Raw genomic sequence first — 18516 nt, forward strand, 5'->3', positions numbered from 1 at the left:
GCCGCTGCGTTCGCATTGCGGCCGTTCCATGCGGCGTTCCGCCTCGCACCAGACCGCCATCAGGCACTTCGCCGAGAGACCATGCAGCGTCAATTTGAAGATGTCCTTCTGGGCAGTATCGAACTGTTCTGCCTGGCGGCTGAACTGGAGAGTTTCACCGAGGCCGCGAACGCCGCGAGCGTCACACCGGCCGCCGTCAGCCGTACGGTCGCGCGTCTGGAGGAGCGCCTCGGCGTGCGATTGTTCGTGCGGACCACCCGGCAGATCCGGCTGACTGATGCGGGACGGCGGTACTTCGAACAATGTCGTCTGGCGCTGGCCCAGCTCGCCGAAGCCGAGCGTGAAGCGACCGGACAGCAAACCGCACCGACCGGCGTGCTGCGCATCAGCATGCCGACGCCGTATGGACACTACCGCGTGCTGCCCTTGCTGGCCGAGTTTCGCCGACGCTATCCGGGCGTCACCGTCGAAACGCATCTCAGCAATCGCAACATCGACTTCGGCGAGGAAGGCTTCGACCTGGCCATTCGCGGCGCGGCGCCCGGAGACTCCGGGCTGATTGCGCGCACGATCGAGGACGCCGAACTGGTGGTCGTCGCCTCGCCGGCCTATCTGCGTGGCGCCGCCAAACTGAAAACGCCGGACGACCTCGTCCATCACGACTGTGTCCAGTACGCGTTGCCGAGCACCGGCCGCAATCTCCCGTGGCTGTTCAAATACGAAAACGAGGTTGTCGAGACGATGACGAGCGGCGGATACACGTCGTCGGGCGACGTGCTTGCCGGGGCCACGCTCGCGCGTCACGGGGCGGGCATTTTTCAAACCTACCGGTTTATCGTGGAGAAAGACCTCGCGGCGGGAACGCTCAAGGAACTGCTCATTCCCTATGGCGGCTGTTCGCGGCCGTTCGTGCTGCTTTATCCGCATGCGCGGCACTTGTCGTCGCGCGTGCGCAGTTTCGTCGACTTCCTGATGGAAAAGCTGGGATCGTAGGCGCACGGATCGTCGCGCGACGCTCGCCTCGACAACCCGTCACACGCGCAGCGGAAAGATGAACTTCGCCGCCAGCAGGCCGACCGCTCCGCCGAGCAGCGTCTCCCACGCGCGCGCGCCAAGAAACGAAATGGAGTGCACGCCGCCAATCGCCAGTGTCACGATCAAGGTGAAGGCGAACGCCCCGCAAGCGACGTCGTAGCGCTCGGGCAACGCCATCGCGTAGACGATCATGGCGGCCGCGACGGCGGCCCAGGCGAGCAGCGGCACATGCTCGACGAGCGGCAGGCAGGCCAGGCCCAGCGGAACGCCGACCAGGGTGCCGATGATCCGTCGGCGCACCCGCTGCGCCGTGCCGCTCGCCGAACCCGCCACCACGTAGGTGCTTGCCGTGATGGCCCAGGCGGACTCCTTGAGTCCGATCGTTTCGTTCAATACGTTCCGAGCGCGGCGGCGATGCCGTACGCGGTGACGAGCCGCAGTCCCTTGATCCGGCGATGGGTGCCGGGATCGAGCTGATCCAGCCATGTCGTCGCGAGGCTGAGGACGCCGCGCCGACGCTCGCCCGCGGGTTCGCCTCGAACGCCATCGCTCGCCGCGCGGCTTTGCGCATCGGCGCCGACTCGCTTGTCGTCCTCCGGGATCATCTTTCGCTTCACGCGTGGTGCGCGTGGGATTTGGGCTACCTCGTAGTCTAGTCGATCGGAACGCCCGGACCGCTCGGAAATCGTTGTCAGCGGCTGCGCCGCCAGCCCAGTCAGTCAAGCGCGCGCCTAGGCCGGCAGCCGCCTGCCGTCTCGGACAATAAAAATCGCATGCGATTTAATCTTATGCGCTTGACAAGGCGAAACTTCTCGTCCACTATTCGACGCATGCGATTACATCGCATACGATTTAAAGCAACTTCACAGCTCTGTCCTTCAAGGAATTCATCATGACCAAGATCGAAAATGTCCTGCTCACCGGCAAAACCCACACCACGTTCAGCGGCCGCGGCGGTCGCGTCAACCTCAATCTGTCGGCAGCCAAAGGCGCCGGTGCGGACATCGCGTTCCCGGCTGTAGAGGCGCATCCGACTGCGGAACAGCTGTTTGCGGGCGCCTGGTCGGCCTGTTACATCTCCGCGATCGGCCTCGTAGCCCAAGCGAAGAAAGTGACGCTGCCGTCCGATCTGTCCGTGGAAATCGAGGTGGATCTGGGCATGACCGGCGACGCGTATTTCCTCCAGGCCCGCTTTAACGTCAGCGTGCCGGGCGTGGCGCGCGAAGTCGCCGAGGCCATCGCGCATGAAGCCCACGAAATCTGCCCGTATTCGAAAGCCACGCGCGGAAACATCGACGTCGTCGTCAACGTCGCCTGACTTTCCAACACTGAACCGGCATCTCTGGGCGCGATCCGGCAAGGCTAGCGCCCCTCATCGAACATTTTTAAGTGGAGTTTCACCATGAAAACCAAACTCGTTGCTGCACTGCTCCTCGCACTTTCTGCTTCCGCCGCCGCGCCCGCGTTCGCCAGCGGCTATGGGCCGGCTCCCTTCTACCGGCCTTCGATCGGCGCCCCGGCGTCGCAACGTGGCCAGAGCGCGCAAACCGTCGCCGCGAGCAACGACGATGCAGCCGGCTCGCAAGCGGCGTATGGCGGTGTCGTCTCCGGTCAGTCGGAATCCGGCAGCCGTGCCGTCGTCGCTCCCCACGACAATCTTTACGCACGCCATTGAGGCGCGCTGCCGGCCGCGCCAACGTCCCGGCCGGCTACGCATGCCTATAGAGGCGTGATGGATTTTGCCTGCCGGTCGGCTAGCCAGGCCGAACTCTGGCATGCTTGTGGGATCGCATCCGATAGACGGCGAGCCAACCACTGACGAAAGGGATTGGACTGAAATGACGACGCAAACCGAAACCGCCATCCTGGCCGGCGGCTGCTTCTGGGGCATGCAGGATCTACTGCGCCGCTACCCCGGCGTGCTGTCCACGCGCGTGGGCTACACGGGCGGCGACGTGCCCAACGCCACTTACCGCAACCACGGCACACACGCAGAAGCGCTCGAGATCGTGTTCGACCCGAGCCAGATCAGCTATCGCAAGATCCTCGAATTTTTCTTCCAGATTCACGATCCGACGACGAAGAACCGCCAGGGCAACGACGTCGGCATGAGCTACCGCTCGGCCATCTTCTATCTCGACGATGAGCAGAAGCGGGTGGCTGAGAACACCATCGCCGATGTCGAGGCGTCCGATCTCTGGCCCGGCAAGGTGGTCACCGAAGTCGCTCCGGCCGGCCCGTTCTGGGAGGCCGAGCCGGAACATCAGGACTATCTGGAGCGCATTCCCAACGGCTACACGTGTCACTTCATTCGCCCGAACTGGAAGCTGCCCGAGCGCGGCTGAAGCTTGAAATCAGCGCTAAACGGTCGAGTATTTTCGTGGCGCAAAAAACAAGAAGCCCGCAGACATCGTCCGCGGGCTTCTTCGTTTGGCAACGCGTCTCGTGATGGGCGCATGGATCGCACGATCCGCCGCTCATTCCCCGTTCTGAACCGCTTTGACGAGATTGTTGCGCAGCGTCACGATCGCCTTCTGGACTTTCGAGAACTCGTCCGGCGCGAGGCCGGTTGCCTCGACGAGGTCCATGTTCAGACCTTTTTCGCGCAAGCGCCGGCCACTTTTCGTGAGACCTACCCGCACCTGACGCTCGTCTTCGGGGTCCCGCTGTCTTTCCACGTAGCCTGCCGCCTCCAGCTTCTTCAGGATCGGAGTGAGCGTGTTGGACTCGAGGAACAGCTTCTCGCCCAGACTGCTGACAGTCTGGTTGTCCTCCTCCCACAGCGCAATGATCGTGATGTATTGCGTGTACGTCAGCCCAAGCTCTTCGAGAATCGGCTTGTAGGCCTTGCCGAATGCCAGGTTCGCGGAATAGACCGCAAAGCTCAGGAAGTCGGAGAGCTTCACATCCGTGGAAGCGGGTTGGTCGGTGGATTTCATCTGCGTCCTCGTTAGGTAGAGGCTCACGCCTCGCTAGCGACATTATACATCGCATGCGATTATATCGCAGTCGCTCGAAACATCGGACATGGCGTCGAACATGGCGGAGGAGGACTGACGATCGGCTTCAGCGTCCGCTTCGGCGCGAGTAAGCTACCAGCGCGGACCATCATGACCCTGAAATCGGCCGCTGCGCCGGGCACCTGAAGGTCCACGCAAGATTTCCATAGGAGAACGTCTTGAAGCGGATCGTGGTGATCGGCGCAGGTTTCGCCGGACTGTGGAGTGCGGTGGGCGCGGCGCGCAAACTCGACGAACTGCGCGTGCCCGCCGCTCAGGTGGAAGTCGTCGTCATCAACGGGACGCCGTATCACAGTATCCGGGTGCGGAACTACGAACAGAATCTGGACGAGACGCGCGTGCCGCTCGCCGATGTTCTCGGGCCGATCGGTGTGCGGCTCGTCGAAGGCTCGGTATCCAGCATCGATTCGGCCAACGGCCGCATCACCGTTCAGACCCAAGGGCTGGCGCAGACGCTTGACTACGACCGGCTGGTCATCGCGGCGGGCAGCCAACTCGTCCACCCCGATATTCCCGGTTTGACCGAGCATGCGTTCGACGTCGATACGTTCTCAGGCGCAACGAAACTCGCGGCGCACTTGCGCGGCTTGCCGACGCTCGCGAGCGCGGCGAGTCCGTTTACGGCCGTGGTGGTTGGGGCCGGCTTGACGGGCATCGAACTGGCGGCCGAACTGCCGGCGCGCTTGCGCGGCATCGCGGGCGACGCGCATCGAGACGCTGTGCATGTCGTACTGGCCGATCGCTCGGCGAAGATCAGCCAGGCGATGGGCGGCGCGCAGCCTGTCATCGAGCGTGCCATGAACGCCCTTGGCGTCGAGATGCTTGCGGGCGTATCCCTCCAGTCGGTGGACGCCGACGGCGTGGAGCTCACGAATGGCAGGCGCATCGATGCGGCCACGGTGGTCTGGTGCGGCGGCATGCGCGCGAACGCGTTGACCGCGCAAATCCCCGTGACACTCGATCCTTTTGGACGCCTTCCGGTAGATGCCTTCATGCGCGTGGAAAACGTCCCGCATGTATTCGCTGCCGGTGACTGCGCGCGCGTGTTGATCGACGGCGCGCGGCCATCGGTCATGTCATGCCAGCACAGCCGGCCGATGGGGCGCTACGCCGGTCACAACGTCGTCTGCGATCTGCTCGGTGGCGAGATGCTGCCGCTTCATATCGACTGGTACACGACCATTCTCGATCTCGGTCCCTGGGGCGCCGTGTACACGGAGGGCTGGGACCGGCATCTCGTGTCCGAAGGCGACGCCGCCAAAGCGACCAAGCAGGCTATCAACTGCATACGTATCTATCCGCCGCGCACGGGTCTTCGAGACGACATCCTGCAAGCCGCCGCGCCTGTCGTGCAGACACCGCCGCCAACCATCGCGGCTCGTTGAATGTGCGGAGTTGGCGTGCAACGCCGACGAAGGTGACCGGTACGGCGGGGACACGTGGCCGCGAAACTAACGGCTCAATGTTCAGGCGGCACCGGTGGCTTCGAGTTGCGCTTCGATGGCCGCCTTATCTATCACCGACCAGACCTGCTCGATCTTTCCATTGCGGAATTGATAGAACACGTTCTCCGTGAAGGAAACGCGTTTCCCGTTGACGGCGAGGCCGAGGAACGTGCCCTTCGGCGTACAGGCGAAGCCGAGCCGGCTGGCGATATAAGGCGGATCGGAAATCAACAACTGGATGTTGAAATAAAGGTCGGGAATTTCGCGGAAGTCTCTCTCCAGCATCTCGCGATAGCCGGATAAGCCGATGCGCTGACCGTTGTACTGCGCGTTGTCGTCGACATACTGCCCGAGGTTCGGCCAGTCCTGTTTGTTCAGGCAGCCGATGTAATCCCGGTAGAGGGTGTAGAGGTCAGGCGTATCCACGGCAATGGCTCCGTCCTTGTACAAGGTCCGTGCTGCGAGGCAGGAAGAATTTAAATTCTACCGCCGTGGATAGAACGGTGCGGAAGCCGCAGCGGTAGCACAGCGTCAGGCTGCCGCGCCGACTCGCGCCCGCTGCGTATCGACCGCCTCCAGCACCGCTTGCACGACCCGCTCGACGCTCGGCCAGTTCCGCGCATGTTCGCCCGCCGCATACTGCTCAGGCGACACACTGCGATACGGCGGCGGATAACCCCAGATAGCATCGTGCCTGTCGGGTTTGGTGATGCTTCCGCCGATCACGGCGACGGTCGGACGGAGAAACGCGGCCGCGACGTGCATCAGCATCGTCGAGTTCGTCAGCACGACGTTGGCCTCTTCGGTGAGAGCGAACATGACGCGCATCGGCACCTCGCCTGCGAGCGAGCGGACCGGCACGCCCGAACCCCCCGCGGCAATCGCCTCGGCGGCGCGCGCCTGATCCGCTTTGCTGCCGACGATCACGATATCGCACGCGTCGCCGGCTTGTTCCAATGTCTGCGCGATCCGCGAGAGCGCGGCGCCGACCTGGCGCGCGTCCCATGCTTTGGTCGGCACGCCGGCCCCAACGCCGACGATCAACCGCACGGTGCGACGCCCCGGCACGTTGCCCGCACTCCAGATTTGCGCGGCGGTGGCGCGCTCGTCGTTGGTGAGGAACAATTGCGGGCGCGCTTGCGGCAGCGCCGTTGCGCCAAGCAGCTCGCCCTGCGCGAGCGCGGCGCGGCCGCATTGCCGGGCGGCGAATTCGATAAACGCCTGGCACCCGCTCCAGCCGCCGCGATAGCCGCGCACGCCGATGCGATAGCGCACGCCCGCGCGCATCATCAACAGCGCGCCCATGTAGCTGCCGAGCACGTCGATACCCACATCGATGCCGCCGCGCGCGCGCAGTGCGGCGACCTGCGGAGACTTCCACAGAAAACGCAGCACGTTGCCGTGCGAGCGGTCCTCGACCAGCTTGTTGTTCCAGGGCGCGTCGATCTCCACGATCTCGTCGACGAAGGGATTGTTCTCAAGTATCGGACGCCCCCAACTTCCTATGCCGGCGATCAGGCGCGTCGTCGGAAAACGCTTGCGCAGCGCTTCGAAGAGCGGCGTGGTAGTGAGCAGTTCGCCGAAATCGTTCGGGCGCAGCACGAGAATCTCGCGCGGCGTGTCGCGAGCCGGATCGAACCGCGGCGGGTGGAAGCGGCCCATCAACCAGACCGGCGCTTCGATCAGCAGATTTTTCCAACCCATTGCTTCTCCAATGCGGCAAGCGGTGGCCGCCCTCGTCGCGTCTCGGTTCGCGCCGGCGGGCGCGCCGGGCGCAGGTGCGCCACGGGCGCCGCCCGGATATCACGCCGATTGTGCATGGTTGCCGCACTGCGCTCTGTGGCCGGGCGTACAGAGCCGTGGACTGTGTGAATCCTGATCGCGGGGCACGAATGACGCTTCACGCCGGCACCCGGGCACGTCACGTGCTTCCGCATACGGGGCTATGAAGCTGACCGCTAAACAGACAACAAGGAGCCGAAAATGAAAGCAAAAACACTGATCTGCGCGACCGCTCTCGCCGCGATCTGCGCCTCGCAAGGCGCCTACGCGCAGATTGCCGGACTGCAACCGCTCGGCGGCACGGTCGAGCAAACCAATGCGCTGCTGAAGGGCTGGAGCGTGCGGCGCGCGCTGGTCGACGAGCCGGTCTACAACGATCTGAACGACAAGATCGGCAGCATCTACGACGTGATCATTTCCCCGGACCGCAAGGCGACGTATGCGATCGTGTCGGTGGGCGGCTTCCTCGGCATGGGCAAGCACTATGTGGCGATCCCGGTGGATCACTTCGAGATCCGCGACGGCAACCTGTTCCTCGCCGGTGCGACGAAAGATGCGTTGAAGTCGGTGCCTGAGTTCGAATACAACAAACTCGAAAAAGCCACCAAGCCGCGCAAGGTCAAGGCGGAATAATCGACGTGACATGCGCCGATGCGAGCATGGAACCACTCTCGCTCGCAGCAGCTTTGCGACGGCTCGCACGGACGGCTCGCGCGGCTACTGATTCGCGGCGGTGACAAGCTGCAGCGGCGTTTCGATCACACTCGACAATTGGCTCTGCTTTCTTTGTTCGGTCACCGCCTTCAAGGCCACGTCGACGCCGAACACGGCTTGCCGTGCGGCGAACTGATTGACCGTGGCGAGCACGCGGCCGTCGGCGATCAACGGCTTGATCGCATCGATATCGTTGTAGCCGGTCACGTACACACCGCCGGTTCGGCCCGCGTCGCGAACCGCGTCGACCGCGCCCATGGCCATGTTGTCGTTGCCGCACAGCAGCCCGCGAATCTGCGGATGATCGCCGAGCATTTTCGAAGCGGCGTCGCGGCCCTTCCCATATTCCCAGTCGCCGGCCTGAACCGCGACGATGTTGATCCCCGCGGCGTTCATTGCGTCCCGGCAACCGTCCGTGCGTTGCTGTGCATTGCGATCGGTTGAACTGCCTTCGATAATGCCCACCTGATCGCCCGTCGTGAGCCGCTGCGCCAGATAGTTGCCCACTTGCTGCGCGCCCTTGCGATTGTTCGGACCGACGAAGGGCACGGAAATGCCGGCCGCGTCCTGAAACGCCTCGTCGAGCGGATTGTCGATCGAAACCACGATGATGCCCGCCTTGATCGCGCGCGCGACGACCGCCGTCAGCGCCTTCGAATCGGTCGGAGCAAGAACGATGGCACTCATCTTCGCCTTGATCATGTCTTCGACCATGCGGATCTGCCCAGTCGTTTCGCTTTCCGTGGCCGTACCGCGCACCGTCAGATCGAATTGCGAGGCGTAGTGTTGCTGGTAGTTCTGCGCGGCGGTCGCCATCGCCACCGTGAACGGGTCGCCCAGCGACTTCAGCACGAGCGCGATCTTCAGCTTGCTGCCCGGCGTAACCGCTGCATCGGCCGCGCCGCCGATACCGGCCGCGGCCAGCGCGCCGGCAAACACCACGCGGCGACGCATCCCCCAGGAGGACATCCGTCGGGGCGTCTTCTGCATCATCGAATCTCTCCTTCTGGTCCGCGCTGACGAATCGAAGTGTTGCAGTCGGACGAAGTGCGGCTATGGCACTGCCCGCCGTTCATCGATCGCTCATCAGCGCGAGCAAACGCGCGGTGATTTCATCGAACAACGGCCGGCTGTCGACCGCCTCGCTCAGGCAATTGTCCTTCAACTCCACCAGCAGCGCCCGACTGTTCGCCGACGCCTGCGGCCACTCGCATCGTTCGAGCAACTCTTCGAGCAGACAACCGTAGGCTCTGACTTCGAGGCGCTGAAGCGCGAGGCCCATGCTCCGATCGCCCAAAGCATAGAACGACGCTGCGCCGAAGTCTCCCAGCAACGCACGCTCCTGACCGCCGTACAGGATATTGTGCGCGTACAGATCGCCATGCATGATGCCTTGCTCATGCAAATGACGCGCCGCCGACGCGATACCGTACGCAATGCCCAACGCTGAAGCCATATCGAAGCGTGTGTCGGCATCGTAAATATCGCGCGTGCAGGATTCGAGACTCGGCGGACCGGCGAGATTCGTGAATTGCGGATCGATCAGTTCCATCACGAGGCCGTGCGTGCCGGCGGGATGATCCTTCACTTTCCCCGCTACCGGAACCAGGTTTGCATGATCGCCCGCGCGAATGCAGGCTGCCATTTCGCAGTCGGGCAGACCGTCGCTAGTCACCGCGCCCTTGAACAGTTTCACCGCGACAGAGCGGGACGCGCCGTGCCGGCCCGCAAGCTCCGCGCGATAGATGACGCCGGAGGCGCCCTCGCCCAACGGCGTTTCGAGTTTCAAGTCGTGCCACGTAATCGCGGCGCGCGGCGTGTCGATCAGCGCTGCCGCTTCGAGCGCCTCGCTGAACGGATTGCCGGCGTATGCCAGCCAGGATAACCGTGGCAGACGCAGCAACCAGTCAGGCAGTCCATCGAGTTGATTCGCGGCGAGCCGCAACAATTCGAGCTGCGAGCAGGCGGCCAATTCCTCGGGAAGCGCTCGCAGACGATTGCCCGCCAGCATCAGCTTTTGCAGTTGCGTACAGCGGCCGAGTTCGGCTGGCAACGTTTCGATCTGGTTGTCCGTGAGGATCAACCAACGCAATTGCGGTGGCAGCGCTTTGCCGGATACCTGCCGGATGCGGTTGGCCTTGAAGCCGACCATGCTCAATTGCGAACACTGTCCCAGCACTTCGGGCAATTCGGTGAACGGGTTGTCGGAGCCGAAGACAATGCGCAGCTTGCGCAGACGCGGCAGATCGTCGGGCAGCGAGGTGAGCGCGTTGCCCGACAGGTCGAGAACTTCTAGCGTGTCGGCGAGGTCGAAAATCTCGCGCGGAAATTCGGTCAGGCCGCAAGCCAGTTTCAGCCGGCGCGTGCCCGCGAGCTGGCCGGCCCGCAGTTGATCAAGTGTCGTCGTCACAGTCGTGGAAGAGAGGTCCGGTTGCCGGTGCGCTTCGTATCGAAGGTATCAATTCTACTGAGTCGCGAGCCTCACGCGAAAATGCTTGAAAAGGGTTGTACAGTGATGCATCGTCCCGTCCAGAGCAATCAGCCGCCGGCCGACATCGGTCGCGAGGAATTGGACAGCAAGATTCGGAGCGCAGTCGGAAAGAGCGAGGCTCACACTGTCGGATATTCGGCGCGCCTCGCGCGCGTATTCGCAGACTCGCCTCGCGCGCCTCTGTGCCTCCAACCACTCAGGAACAAGCAAAGTGACATACGCCTACAAGTTGATGGACTCGCCCGTCGGCCAGTTAAAACTCGTTGCAAACGGCGAGCGCCTCGCCGCCATTCTGTGGGAGCACGACAAGCCGAACCGCGTGCGTCTTGGTGAGCTGATCGAAGGAAATGACCGGCCCGTGCTGATCGAGACCGAACGGCAACTGAACGGGTATTTCGCCGGCACGCGGCATGAATTCGACCTTCCGCTGACGTTCCAGGGAACGGACTTTCAGAAACAGGTGTGGGCCGCGTTGTTGACCATACCGTTCGGCCAGACGCGCAGCTACTCGGAAATCGCGACGCAGATCGGCAATGTCAACGCGGTGCGGGCGGTCGGCGCGGCGAACGGCAGAAATCCCATTTCCATCGTGGCGCCGTGCCATCGGGTGATCGGCGCGTCAGGTGATTTGACCGGGTTTGCGGGCGGCCTGGCGAACAAGATGCTGCTGCTGTCGCTCGAGGCCGGGCAGACTTCGTTCGAAGCGGAAGCGGACGGGCAAACGGACATGTTCGCGCTGGAAGAAAGGGCGACGGTTAAGACTCAGGTCAAGTCCGAAGCTCAGACGAAACCCGCGCGTCACGCGCCGAGCCGCGGCACGCAAGCGTCACTGTTCGGAAATTGACTGTGTGCATGGTCCGCGATGGCAGCGGACTCACTGCGTCGCGTTAAACGCTGCGTGATAGATCGTCTTACGGCCCGCATAAAGCATCTATCCTTAAGAAGCCCATTGGGCGTCAACAGGAGGACGACATGCGCATGCTTCTCAACATACGAATCCCGCACGAACCGTTCAATACCATGGTGCGTGATGGCACCGTCGGGCAAGTGATCGGGAAAATACTGGAAGAAACAAAACCGGAAGCCGTCTACTTCACCGAGCAGAGCGGAGCGCGCGGAGCAGTCGTCGTGGTGGATGTCGACAACGCGTCGGCGATTCCCGCGCTCGCGGAGCCGTGGTTTCTGAAATTCAACGCCGACTGTGAATTGCGCATTGCGATGTTGCCGGAAGACTTGATGAAAGCGGGACTGGAGACTCTCGGCTCGAAGTGGAAATAACGCTTGCCATCGGCGGTTCGCGACGTAGAACGCCGATGGCTGCACAAACAACAACCGGCAGCGCCGCGCTGTGATCAGCCCAGTTCGAACGAAGTCACGCCGAACACGCGTTCAATCGATAGGGCCGGTTGTTCCCGCGTGTACATCCGCGCGGTTTCGAACACGCTCGTCATGCCGTGCCGCTCGGCCAACGCAATCGCATCGACGTTGATCTCGGGTACATCGAAGAAAAACACTTCGCCCGCAATGCTCGACGTCAGCGCAGCGAACAGACGGGCGGCTATCTTGCCGTTATCGGCGAAGAGCGGACCGATCTTGTAGCCTGTCAAACAACGACGCAACACGCCGTAGCCCACCATCTGCCCGTCGTGCATCGCAACTCTCGCCATCGCGTCAGGCTGCGCAAGCCAGGCAGCGAGAAAGGGCTCGCGCGCGGCGGGAAAGCATTGCCGATCGTAGTCGTTCAACGATTCGAAGGGCAACGCCGAAGCATGCAGCAAGTCCACGTAAGACTCGCCCTGCGCGATGTCTTGCGCGACGCCCTGGAAGCGGATATTGCGATAGGCCAGCTGAAATCCGGACTTCCTGTAGTTCGCCTGTTGAGCGAGCACGCCGTCCAGACCGACATTGCGGTTTCGCAAATAGTCCATACCGTGCTGCCAGACGCGCATGCCGAAGCCTCGACCGCGGAACGCCGGTTTCACGATATAGAGACCGATAAAGCCGAAGTCCTCACCGTACGCGACAGCGGATAGACACGCCACCGGTTCGCCGCGCCATTCGCCGATGAAAAACCCGTCCGGGTCGGCCGCACGAAAACACTCGGCGTCGTGCAAGCCGGGGTTCCATCCTTCCTGCGCGGCCCATTCGACCGCCAACGCGACGTCCCCGGCCGACATCGTGCGCACGACGAAATCGCCTGATTCGCCTACGATGGTTTCGCCCATTGCTCCTCCAGCATCGACGCCGCGGCCGTGGCCGCGACCTGGCAACCGAGAACGATGTGCGCCTCGGCCGTGTCCTCGATGAAATCGTGGCTCACGCCGCCGATGCTCGGCACGAACATCATGCAAGCCGGCATGCAGCGGGCGATGACCTGCGCGTCGTGCGCGGCGCCGCTCGGCATGCGGATCCACTGGCCGGGCGCCACCGCTTCGGCGGCGCGGGCGAGATGATCCGCGAGCGCCGTGTGCATGGTCACCGGTTGCATCGGTTCGTCGATGGTCGTCAGCTCGACGCTCACCGAGCCGCGCGCGTTGAAGTCCCGCACCAGCTCGGCGAGCCTGTCTTCCATTGCCTGCAAACGCGCGGCGTTCGCGTCGCGGAATTGCAGGTACATCTCCGCTGCGCCAGGCACGACGCTCAGCGAGCCGGGGTCGAGGTCGATGCGGCCTACCGTCCAGACGGTATCGGCATCCGCGAGTTGCGCGAACGCTTCGTTCATCTGCGGGATAAAGGCGACCAGCGCCGCGCCGGCGTCGCGCCGGATCGCCATGGGCGTCGTGCCGGCATGATTGCGCTGTCCCGTGAAGCGCAGCCGCAATTCGCGCAACCCGACGATCGTGGTGACGACTCCGATGGACTTGGCCGCCGCTTCCAGCCGGCCGCCCTGCTCGATATGCGGTTCGAGATAAGCGACCTGCCGGCCCGGCTCGAAGCGCGCACGCGGCCGCCCGGCCAGACCCGCGGCGGCGAGCACGTCTTCGAGGCGCTGGCCTTGCCGATTCGTGGCGTCGCGAATCGTCTCGTCGACGTTGTCGCCCACAAAACTGCGGCTGCCGAGCAGGCCGGAAAACGTGCCTTCTTCATCGATCCACGATGCGACGTCCACCGCGAGGTGACGCGTCGCCTCGTTTTCCGCGAGCGCGCGCGCGATCTCCAGGCCGTAGATCACACCCATCGCGCCGTCGAGCCAGCCGCCGGTCGGCTGCGTGTCCGTATGCGAGCCGATCACGAGCGCGGGCCCGCTTTTGCGCGAGCGTCCGAACACGGTCCCCACGCCGTCGATCACGGCCTCGAGTCCCGCCTCCGTCATGCGCCCGGCCAGCCATTCGCGCGACGCCAGATCCACCGGCGAAAGCGCCAGCCGAACGACGCCTGGACCGGTGGCGCCGAAGCTGCGCAGTTGCTTGAGATCGCTCAGCAAGCGGTCCGGATCGATCCTCACCACGTTCTCGTCTCCTTCGAATATCGGTTCATGTTGCCCTGCTGTATCGACAGGTTACATCGCCTAAGCGTTTCCTAAGGTTGGCCCGTTACCATCCTTCGACATCGACGCGCCGGAGTGGCGCCGACGTCCATCGAGAAACACACCCTATGCAGACACTTGAAGCGTTCAACCAGGCGCTTTTCCTCATGATCGACGCGACGCTATCGACACCGGCCTGGTGCATCGACCTCGCGCGTTCGATCGCAGACTACCTCATCTATCTCGTGCCGCTCTGCCTGATCGCAATGTGGCTCTCCGGCGACGAGCGTCAGCGCGAGACCGCCCTGCGCGCGTGCTGCGTGACGCTCCTCGCGCTCGGCATCAATCAGCTCATCGGCCTGGCGTGGCCGCATCCCCGGCCGTTCGTGCTGGGCATCGGCCATACGTTTCTCGACCACGCACCGGACCCCTCGTTCCCCAGCGATCACGGGACGATCTTCGCGAGCATCGCGCTGACCTTGCTTCTCGGCGGCGTGAAACGGTACGGCTCGCTCATCGTTCTGTCCGGGCTCGCGGTTGCCTGGGCGCGCATCTTTGTCGGCGTTCACTTTCCGCTCGACATGGCGGGCGCGGTTGTCGTGGCAGGCGTGGCTTTTGTCCTGGTCACACCACCGTGGCGGCTTGCCGGCCCGAGCACGACGCGCGGACTCATCGCGCTGTATCGCAAGTTGCTGGCGTGGCCAATCGAACGCGGCTGGCTGTCGCTTTAGACGATGATTCGACGCGCAAGCGCGAGTTCACGCACGTTGTGGCAACTCGCCGTCCAATCGCGTCAGCGCCCCGAAAATCGCTCGGCGAGACGTCGTAAGCGCAGCGAAAACGCGCGGGTAGCGTGCGCTCAAAAGTTGGCGAAGAACGCCCGCGCCGCCACCATGCAGAACGACGCCACCAGTTCGCCGTGATACGCCCGCAGCACCGCTGACGCGCCGCCGTCGGCCGCGCCGCGGGCCACGGCCTGACTCGCGACCTCTGCCTTCGCGCCCGCGAATCCCTGCTTGACGCGCGCATACGGATCGTTGGGTCCGGCAACCGGCGAGTCCACATCCAGCACGGACGTGAGCTCCGCGGGCACGTTGGCGCTCTGCCAATACGCCTGCTCGATGCGCGCGTTGAAAAAGAACACCGTGGGATCCGACGCGCCGCCGCACATCAAAACAGGCGCACGCGGCAGCCAGTTGCGCAAGTCGTTGCGCTTGAACGCCTGGCGCAACGGATGCTGCGGGTTCGCTGCCGGTTTCATCGCAAGGCTCGGGTTGGGAAACGCGCCATCGGGATTGGCGGCGGCATCCTCCAGCAATGTCAGGCGATAGGCGTTGCGCACGAGGCTGGCATCGCCGAAGCCCGCGGCAAAGAGCGGTTTCAGGACCGGCGGCGTCAAAGGCGGCGAACCCGGTGGCGTGATCGATGCGTACTGCGGCGCGGGCGGCATGCTGCTGAAGAGATGCGCGGACGGCAGCTTGCCCGTGCTGAACAGCGTGTTGAGCGGCGTCAGGCTCGGGAGCAGCGTTTCGATACCCGGCGCGTAAGCCGCTGTGTAGAAGTCGCCGGGCTCGCGGTAGATATTCCCGTAAGCATGCTGATAACCCGTCACGATCAGCGTCGAGAAGAGCGTCGCGCCCAGGTTGACTTCGCCTTCGATGAGCGCGTCGGCGGTGGCGGCGAGCGCGTACGGCCCCGACCCCGGCGCGGACGCCGTCACCTTGACGCCGGCCGCCTGCAGCGCCCGATGCGTTGCCATTGCAACGAAGCCGCCTTGCGAATAGCCGGTGACAAACAACTTGCCGTTTTCGCGCGTGCCTGCTTCGGGCTGCATGTCGGCTAGCGCCGCGCGCGCCGCTCGCAGCGAGTCGATCACATCGGCGGATTGCTGGTCCGCGTTGAGATACGGGTGGTACGGGAGATCGGAGCCGGCATAGCCCGCATAGTTGGTCGCCACCACGATATAGCCTTGCGCCGCATACATGGCGGCCACGCTGATGCCCTCTCCAGCACCGTCCCCGTTGCCCGGGTCCGTTCGCGTGATATCGGCGAGGTTGTAGTTGCGATACGCGGTGGTGCCGTGCGCATAGAGCATGAGCGGCAGCGGTCCGCTGCATGCCGCCGAACTTCCTGACGGGATCATCAACGCGCCGCTCGCCTGGGTGGGCTCGCCCGCGCCGCCGATGGTCCGGTAGCGAAAGCTCACGATCTCGACGCCGCATGCGGGCGCACCGGCTATCCGCGCAAGCTGCCGGCCGCCCGCGCTCGACGCCAGCAACTTCGCAAACTCCGCGGCGCTCAGCTTCAACGTGACGCGATGATCGAGAAGCTGGCCGCGGGAACCGCACGCTTCGCCGCAGCGGGAATCGGCGGGCGCACCGGCGCACGCGCCCAACGCGCAACATGCCAGCAACCCGAGGGCCGCGTTTCGGATAGCTACCCACATGTGAGGCTCCGTCTTGTTGGTATGGCGACGAGTGGCGGCCTTGCAGAGTGACAGGAGTATAGGTAAACCGGCGGCCTCAGCCCGATTCGCCACTGGCGTGCGCCAACAACTCGTCGGCCCTCGACAGAAACAGCTTCAGCACCGGCGATGTATTCGACCTGCTATAGCCGATCACGAGATCGACGGTCGGCGTCTCTCCTTCCAATGGCCGGCTGACCACCGACCACGGCAGCAGGTTGGTCGCATACTCGGGCATCAGCGCGAGCCCGCGCGTGGAGGCGACCAGCGACATCGCCATGGCCAGGTTGTCGACGCCGTGCTCGGGCGCGACCGCGATGCCGTTTTCGTGCAGATAGCGCTGAATCACATCGTGCAGCACGCGCGCCTTGTTCGACGCCATGATGAAGGTTTCGCCGGCGAAGTCCTCGGGCCGGATCGCACTGCGCTCGGTGAGGCGATGATCGCTCGGCATGAGCACGATGAGCTTCTCGCTACTGACCACCCGATAGTCCAGATCGAAGCCAGGTTCGGCACGCAGAAACGCAAGGTCGAGCTTGCCGCGCGCAAGCGCGTCGGCGAGGTCCGGCGAATAGTGACTCGACACCGTGACCTCGATATTCGGCAGTTCGTCGCGCAACACCTGCATGGCGCGCGGCAGCCACGTCATTTCCTGGCCAGTCAGAAAGCCGAGCGCGAAAACCTGCCTGGAGGGCCGCGCGGCACGGCGCGCGGCTTCGGTGGCGGCGTCGACTTGCGACAGCGCGAGCCGCGCGTGGTCGAGGAACGCTTTGCCCGCGGCGGTCAACTCGACACCGCGCGCGCTGCGGCTGAACAACTCCGCGCCGACTTCGTCTTCCAGATCGCGAATCTGACGGCTCAGCGACGGTTGCGAGGTGTGCAGACGGCGTTCCGCCGCCACCGTCAGGCTGCCCGTTTCGGCGACGGCCACGAAGTACCGCAGATGTCGAAGCTCCATAAATCCTCTTACAGTATTCACCCGCATGGCATGCCTGACAGGCATGCCCGTCAGCCTACAAAGTCTTTTTCGTTTGCACAAGCCCCCACTACATTACCTCTCATGCAGCGCAGCGCGGGACCGCTTGACCGACACCACGGCTTTCGACGCGCACCCGCACTCCATGCCTTTCATCTATATCGACGAGGAACCGGAAATGAACCAGACTGCCGCTTCGAACGACGCCACCACGACCCGCCATACCCATCAGACCGCGCCGACCCGTTATGTCGACGCGAACGGCATCCGCTTCGCCTATCGCCGTTTCGGCAAGTCGGGCGGCGTGCCGCTGGTGTTCAACATTCATTTCACCGGGACGATGGACCACTGGGACCCGGCCGTGACCGACGGCCTCGCGCAGGATCGCGAAGTCATTCTGTTCAACAACGCCGGCATTTCGAGCACGTCCGGCGAGGTGCCGGAGTCGATCGAAGAGATGGCCGCCAACGCCGCCGCGTTCATCAAGGCGCTCGGCCTCGAGCAGGTCGACGTGCTCGGCTTCTCGATGGGCGGCCTGATCGCGCAGACGCTGGCGATTGCCGAACCGGCGCTGGTGCGCCGCGTGATCCTGATCGGCACCGGCCCGCGCAGCGGCGAGGCGATGCAATCGCTGACGCCCGAAGCTCAGGAGATTTTCAGCGCAGCGTATGCGCGACCGGATGATCTGTGGCTGCGTGTGCACTTTGCGCCTTCCGATGCGAGCCAGACCGCAGGCCGCCGCTTCCTGCAGCGCTTCCGCCAGCGTAGCGAAGGACGCGACCCTGAGGCCAATGAGAAGGTCGCGCCGGCCCAACTCGCGGCGCTCGCCAAATGGGGCGCGCCGCGCGAAAAACCGTTCGACTACCTGAAGGCCCTCCGGCAGCCGACGCTCGTCGTCAACGGCGACCACGACGTGATCATCTATTCGATCAACTCGTGGATTCTTCAGCAGAACCTGCCGAACGCGCAGTTGATCATCTATCCCGATGCCAACCACGGTTCGCTGTACCAGTATCCGGAGCGTTTTGTGGCCCACGTCGCGCAGTTCCTGGCTGACAGCGGGTCCGCGGTCTGAGCCTCACCACCTTGATCGCCTCGCGCTCGAATCAACTCGAAGGAGTTT

21 protein-coding genes are annotated in these 18516 nt (G+C 63.9%); 10 read left to right on the top strand and 11 right to left on the bottom strand.

Translation table 11 applies throughout. The features are described from left to right. The first annotated feature begins 81 nt into the window (after window positions 1–81). Window positions 82–993 (top strand): LysR family transcriptional regulator, encoded by a 912-nt coding sequence (locus tag B0G73_RS05145; protein ID WP_106278538.1) that lies wholly within the window; start codon window positions 82–84, stop codon window positions 991–993. Window positions 994–1032: 39 nt separating this feature from the next. Here B0G73_RS05145 and B0G73_RS05150 read toward each other — a convergent pair whose 3' ends face one another. Together B0G73_RS05150 and B0G73_RS41095 are read right to left on the bottom strand one after the other, a co-directional pair. Next, window positions 1033–1428 carry an FUSC family protein gene (locus B0G73_RS05150; RefSeq protein ID WP_258193181.1) on the bottom strand — a complete coding sequence of 132 codons (396 nt, stop codon included), beginning with the start codon at window positions 1426–1428 and terminating at the stop codon, window positions 1033–1035. After that, the gene (locus B0G73_RS41095; RefSeq protein WP_258193182.1) at window positions 1425–1640 is read right to left on the bottom strand and encodes a hypothetical protein; all 216 of its coding nucleotides are present in this window, start codon (window positions 1638–1640) and stop codon (window positions 1425–1427) included. Before B0G73_RS41095 ends, B0G73_RS05150 begins: the two co-directional genes overlap by 4 nt. Before the next feature lie 287 nt (window positions 1641–1927). On the opposite strand from B0G73_RS41095, the gene B0G73_RS05155 reads away from it, so the two are divergent. From B0G73_RS05155 to msrA, 3 genes are all read left to right on the top strand, one after another. Then, entirely contained in the window at window positions 1928–2353 is a 426-nt protein-coding gene (locus tag B0G73_RS05155; RefSeq protein ID WP_106278540.1) for an Ohr family peroxiredoxin, read from the top strand. Between the two features lie 84 nt (window positions 2354–2437). Beyond that, window positions 2438–2710 carry a hypothetical protein gene (locus B0G73_RS05160; RefSeq protein ID WP_106278542.1) on the top strand — a complete coding sequence of 91 codons (273 nt, stop codon included), beginning with the start codon at window positions 2438–2440 and terminating at the stop codon, window positions 2708–2710. A 163-nt stretch (window positions 2711–2873) separates the two neighbouring features. Further along, window positions 2874–3380 (top strand): peptide-methionine (S)-S-oxide reductase MsrA, encoded by a 507-nt coding sequence (gene msrA, locus B0G73_RS05165; protein ID WP_106278544.1) that lies wholly within the window; start codon window positions 2874–2876, stop codon window positions 3378–3380. 132 nt (window positions 3381–3512) lie between these two features. On the opposite strand, the gene B0G73_RS05170 is transcribed toward msrA, so the two are convergent. Beyond that, window positions 3513–3974, bottom strand: coding sequence for a MarR family winged helix-turn-helix transcriptional regulator (locus B0G73_RS05170; RefSeq protein ID WP_106278546.1), 462 nt, complete (start codon window positions 3972–3974; stop codon window positions 3513–3515). Between the two features lie 239 nt (window positions 3975–4213). Between B0G73_RS05170 and B0G73_RS05175 the strand changes: the two genes are divergently transcribed. Beyond that, on the top strand, window positions 4214–5440 hold the full coding sequence (locus B0G73_RS05175; RefSeq protein ID WP_106278548.1) for an NAD(P)/FAD-dependent oxidoreductase: 1227 nt from the start codon (window positions 4214–4216) through the stop codon (window positions 5438–5440). A gap of 81 nt (window positions 5441–5521) precedes the next feature. Here B0G73_RS05175 and B0G73_RS05180 read toward each other — a convergent pair whose 3' ends face one another. Next, a complete protein-coding gene (locus tag B0G73_RS05180; protein WP_106279146.1) occupies window positions 5522–5926 on the bottom strand; it encodes an ester cyclase in 405 nt (134 codons plus the stop codon). A 105-nt stretch (window positions 5927–6031) separates the two neighbouring features. Continuing rightward, on the bottom strand, window positions 6032–7204 hold the full coding sequence (locus B0G73_RS05185) for a glycosyltransferase family 9 protein (RefSeq protein WP_106278550.1): 1173 nt from the start codon (window positions 7202–7204) through the stop codon (window positions 6032–6034). 279 nt (window positions 7205–7483) lie between these two features. On the opposite strand from B0G73_RS05185, the gene B0G73_RS05190 reads away from it, so the two are divergent. Continuing rightward, window positions 7484–7915, top strand: a complete 432-nt coding sequence (locus B0G73_RS05190) for a PRC-barrel domain-containing protein (protein ID WP_106278552.1) — start codon at window positions 7484–7486, stop codon at window positions 7913–7915. Between the two features lie 84 nt (window positions 7916–7999). Here the strand turns inward: B0G73_RS05190 and B0G73_RS05195 are convergent, their stop codons facing one another. After that, on the bottom strand, window positions 8000–8989 hold the full coding sequence (locus B0G73_RS05195; RefSeq protein WP_106278554.1) for a substrate-binding domain-containing protein: 990 nt from the start codon (window positions 8987–8989) through the stop codon (window positions 8000–8002). A gap of 79 nt (window positions 8990–9068) precedes the next feature. Then, entirely contained in the window at window positions 9069–10406 is a 1338-nt protein-coding gene (locus tag B0G73_RS05200; RefSeq protein WP_106278556.1) for a leucine-rich repeat-containing protein kinase family protein, read from the bottom strand. A 292-nt stretch (window positions 10407–10698) separates the two neighbouring features. Here B0G73_RS05200 and B0G73_RS05210 point away from each other — a divergent pair, with 292 nt between their 5' ends. Next, on the top strand, window positions 10699–11331 hold the full coding sequence (locus B0G73_RS05210; protein WP_106278560.1) for a methylated-DNA--[protein]-cysteine S-methyltransferase: 633 nt from the start codon (window positions 10699–10701) through the stop codon (window positions 11329–11331). Between the two features lie 128 nt (window positions 11332–11459). Then, entirely contained in the window at window positions 11460–11765 is a 306-nt protein-coding gene (locus B0G73_RS05215; protein ID WP_106278562.1) for a panthothenate synthetase, read from the top strand. Between the two features lie 74 nt (window positions 11766–11839). On the opposite strand, the gene B0G73_RS05220 is transcribed toward B0G73_RS05215, so the two are convergent. Both B0G73_RS05220 and B0G73_RS05225 read right to left on the bottom strand, forming a co-directional pair. Beyond that, window positions 11840–12712, bottom strand: a complete 873-nt coding sequence (locus B0G73_RS05220; protein ID WP_106278564.1) for a GNAT family N-acetyltransferase — start codon at window positions 12710–12712, stop codon at window positions 11840–11842. Then, window positions 12694–13935: a Zn-dependent hydrolase gene (locus tag B0G73_RS05225; protein WP_106278566.1), complete on the bottom strand. Its 1242-nt coding sequence runs from the start codon at window positions 13933–13935 to the stop codon at window positions 12694–12696. Before B0G73_RS05225 ends, B0G73_RS05220 begins: the two co-directional genes overlap by 19 nt. A 146-nt stretch (window positions 13936–14081) precedes the next feature. Here B0G73_RS05225 and B0G73_RS05230 point away from each other — a divergent pair, with 146 nt between their 5' ends. After that, the gene (locus B0G73_RS05230) at window positions 14082–14684 is read left to right on the top strand and encodes a phosphatase PAP2 family protein (protein WP_106278568.1); all 603 of its coding nucleotides are present in this window, start codon (window positions 14082–14084) and stop codon (window positions 14682–14684) included. A 128-nt stretch (window positions 14685–14812) separates the two neighbouring features. Here the strand turns inward: B0G73_RS05230 and B0G73_RS05235 are convergent, their stop codons facing one another. Next, window positions 14813–16399, bottom strand: a complete 1587-nt coding sequence (locus tag B0G73_RS05235) for a S9 family peptidase (RefSeq protein WP_106278570.1) — start codon at window positions 16397–16399, stop codon at window positions 14813–14815. Between the two features lie 76 nt (window positions 16400–16475). Then, window positions 16476–17375: a LysR substrate-binding domain-containing protein gene (locus B0G73_RS05240; RefSeq protein ID WP_106278572.1), complete on the bottom strand. Its 900-nt coding sequence runs from the start codon at window positions 17373–17375 to the stop codon at window positions 16476–16478. A gap of 196 nt (window positions 17376–17571) precedes the next feature. Here B0G73_RS05240 and B0G73_RS05245 point away from each other — a divergent pair, with 196 nt between their 5' ends. Further along, complete coding sequence (locus B0G73_RS05245) at window positions 17572–18468, top strand: alpha/beta fold hydrolase (protein ID WP_106279148.1); 897 nt, start codon at window positions 17572–17574, stop codon at window positions 18466–18468. The last annotated feature ends 48 nt before the right edge of the window (window positions 18469–18516 follow it).

Origin of the sequence: Paraburkholderia sp. BL25I1N1 (assembly GCF_003002025.1) — a bacterium.
Classification (GTDB): Bacteria; Pseudomonadota; Gammaproteobacteria; order Burkholderiales; family Burkholderiaceae; genus Paraburkholderia.

What these genes read in the sequence shown, in the direction of transcription:
- B0G73_RS41095 (WP_258193182.1), bottom strand. Translation starts at nt 1,640, where the DNA reads ATGATCCCGGAGGACGACAAGCGAGTCGGCGCCGATGCGCAAAGCCGC.
- B0G73_RS05185 (WP_106278550.1), bottom strand. Translation starts at nt 7,204, where the DNA reads ATGGGTTGGAAAAATCTGCTGATCGAAGCGCCGGTCTGGTTGATGGGC.
- B0G73_RS05230 (WP_106278568.1), top strand. Translation starts at nt 14,082, where the DNA reads ATGCAGACACTTGAAGCGTTCAACCAGGCGCTTTTCCTCATGATCGAC.
- B0G73_RS05215 (WP_106278562.1), top strand. Translation starts at nt 11,460, where the DNA reads ATGCGCATGCTTCTCAACATACGAATCCCGCACGAACCGTTCAATACC.
- B0G73_RS05170 (WP_106278546.1), bottom strand. Translation starts at nt 3,974, where the DNA reads ATGAAATCCACCGACCAACCCGCTTCCACGGATGTGAAGCTCTCCGAC.
- B0G73_RS05240 (WP_106278572.1), bottom strand. Translation starts at nt 17,375, where the DNA reads ATGGAGCTTCGACATCTGCGGTACTTCGTGGCCGTCGCCGAAACGGGC.
- msrA (WP_106278544.1), top strand. Translation starts at nt 2,874, where the DNA reads ATGACGACGCAAACCGAAACCGCCATCCTGGCCGGCGGCTGCTTCTGG.
- B0G73_RS05155 (WP_106278540.1), top strand. Translation starts at nt 1,928, where the DNA reads ATGACCAAGATCGAAAATGTCCTGCTCACCGGCAAAACCCACACCACG.
- B0G73_RS05235 (WP_106278570.1), bottom strand. Translation starts at nt 16,399, where the DNA reads ATGTGGGTAGCTATCCGAAACGCGGCCCTCGGGTTGCTGGCATGTTGC.
- B0G73_RS05220 (WP_106278564.1), bottom strand. Translation starts at nt 12,712, where the DNA reads ATGGGCGAAACCATCGTAGGCGAATCAGGCGATTTCGTCGTGCGCACG.
- B0G73_RS05160 (WP_106278542.1), top strand. Translation starts at nt 2,438, where the DNA reads ATGAAAACCAAACTCGTTGCTGCACTGCTCCTCGCACTTTCTGCTTCC.
- B0G73_RS05190 (WP_106278552.1), top strand. Translation starts at nt 7,484, where the DNA reads ATGAAAGCAAAAACACTGATCTGCGCGACCGCTCTCGCCGCGATCTGC.
- B0G73_RS05195 (WP_106278554.1), bottom strand. Translation starts at nt 8,989, where the DNA reads ATGATGCAGAAGACGCCCCGACGGATGTCCTCCTGGGGGATGCGTCGC.
- B0G73_RS05145 (WP_106278538.1), top strand. Translation starts at nt 82, where the DNA reads ATGCAGCGTCAATTTGAAGATGTCCTTCTGGGCAGTATCGAACTGTTC.
- B0G73_RS05245 (WP_106279148.1), top strand. Translation starts at nt 17,572, where the DNA reads ATGAACCAGACTGCCGCTTCGAACGACGCCACCACGACCCGCCATACC.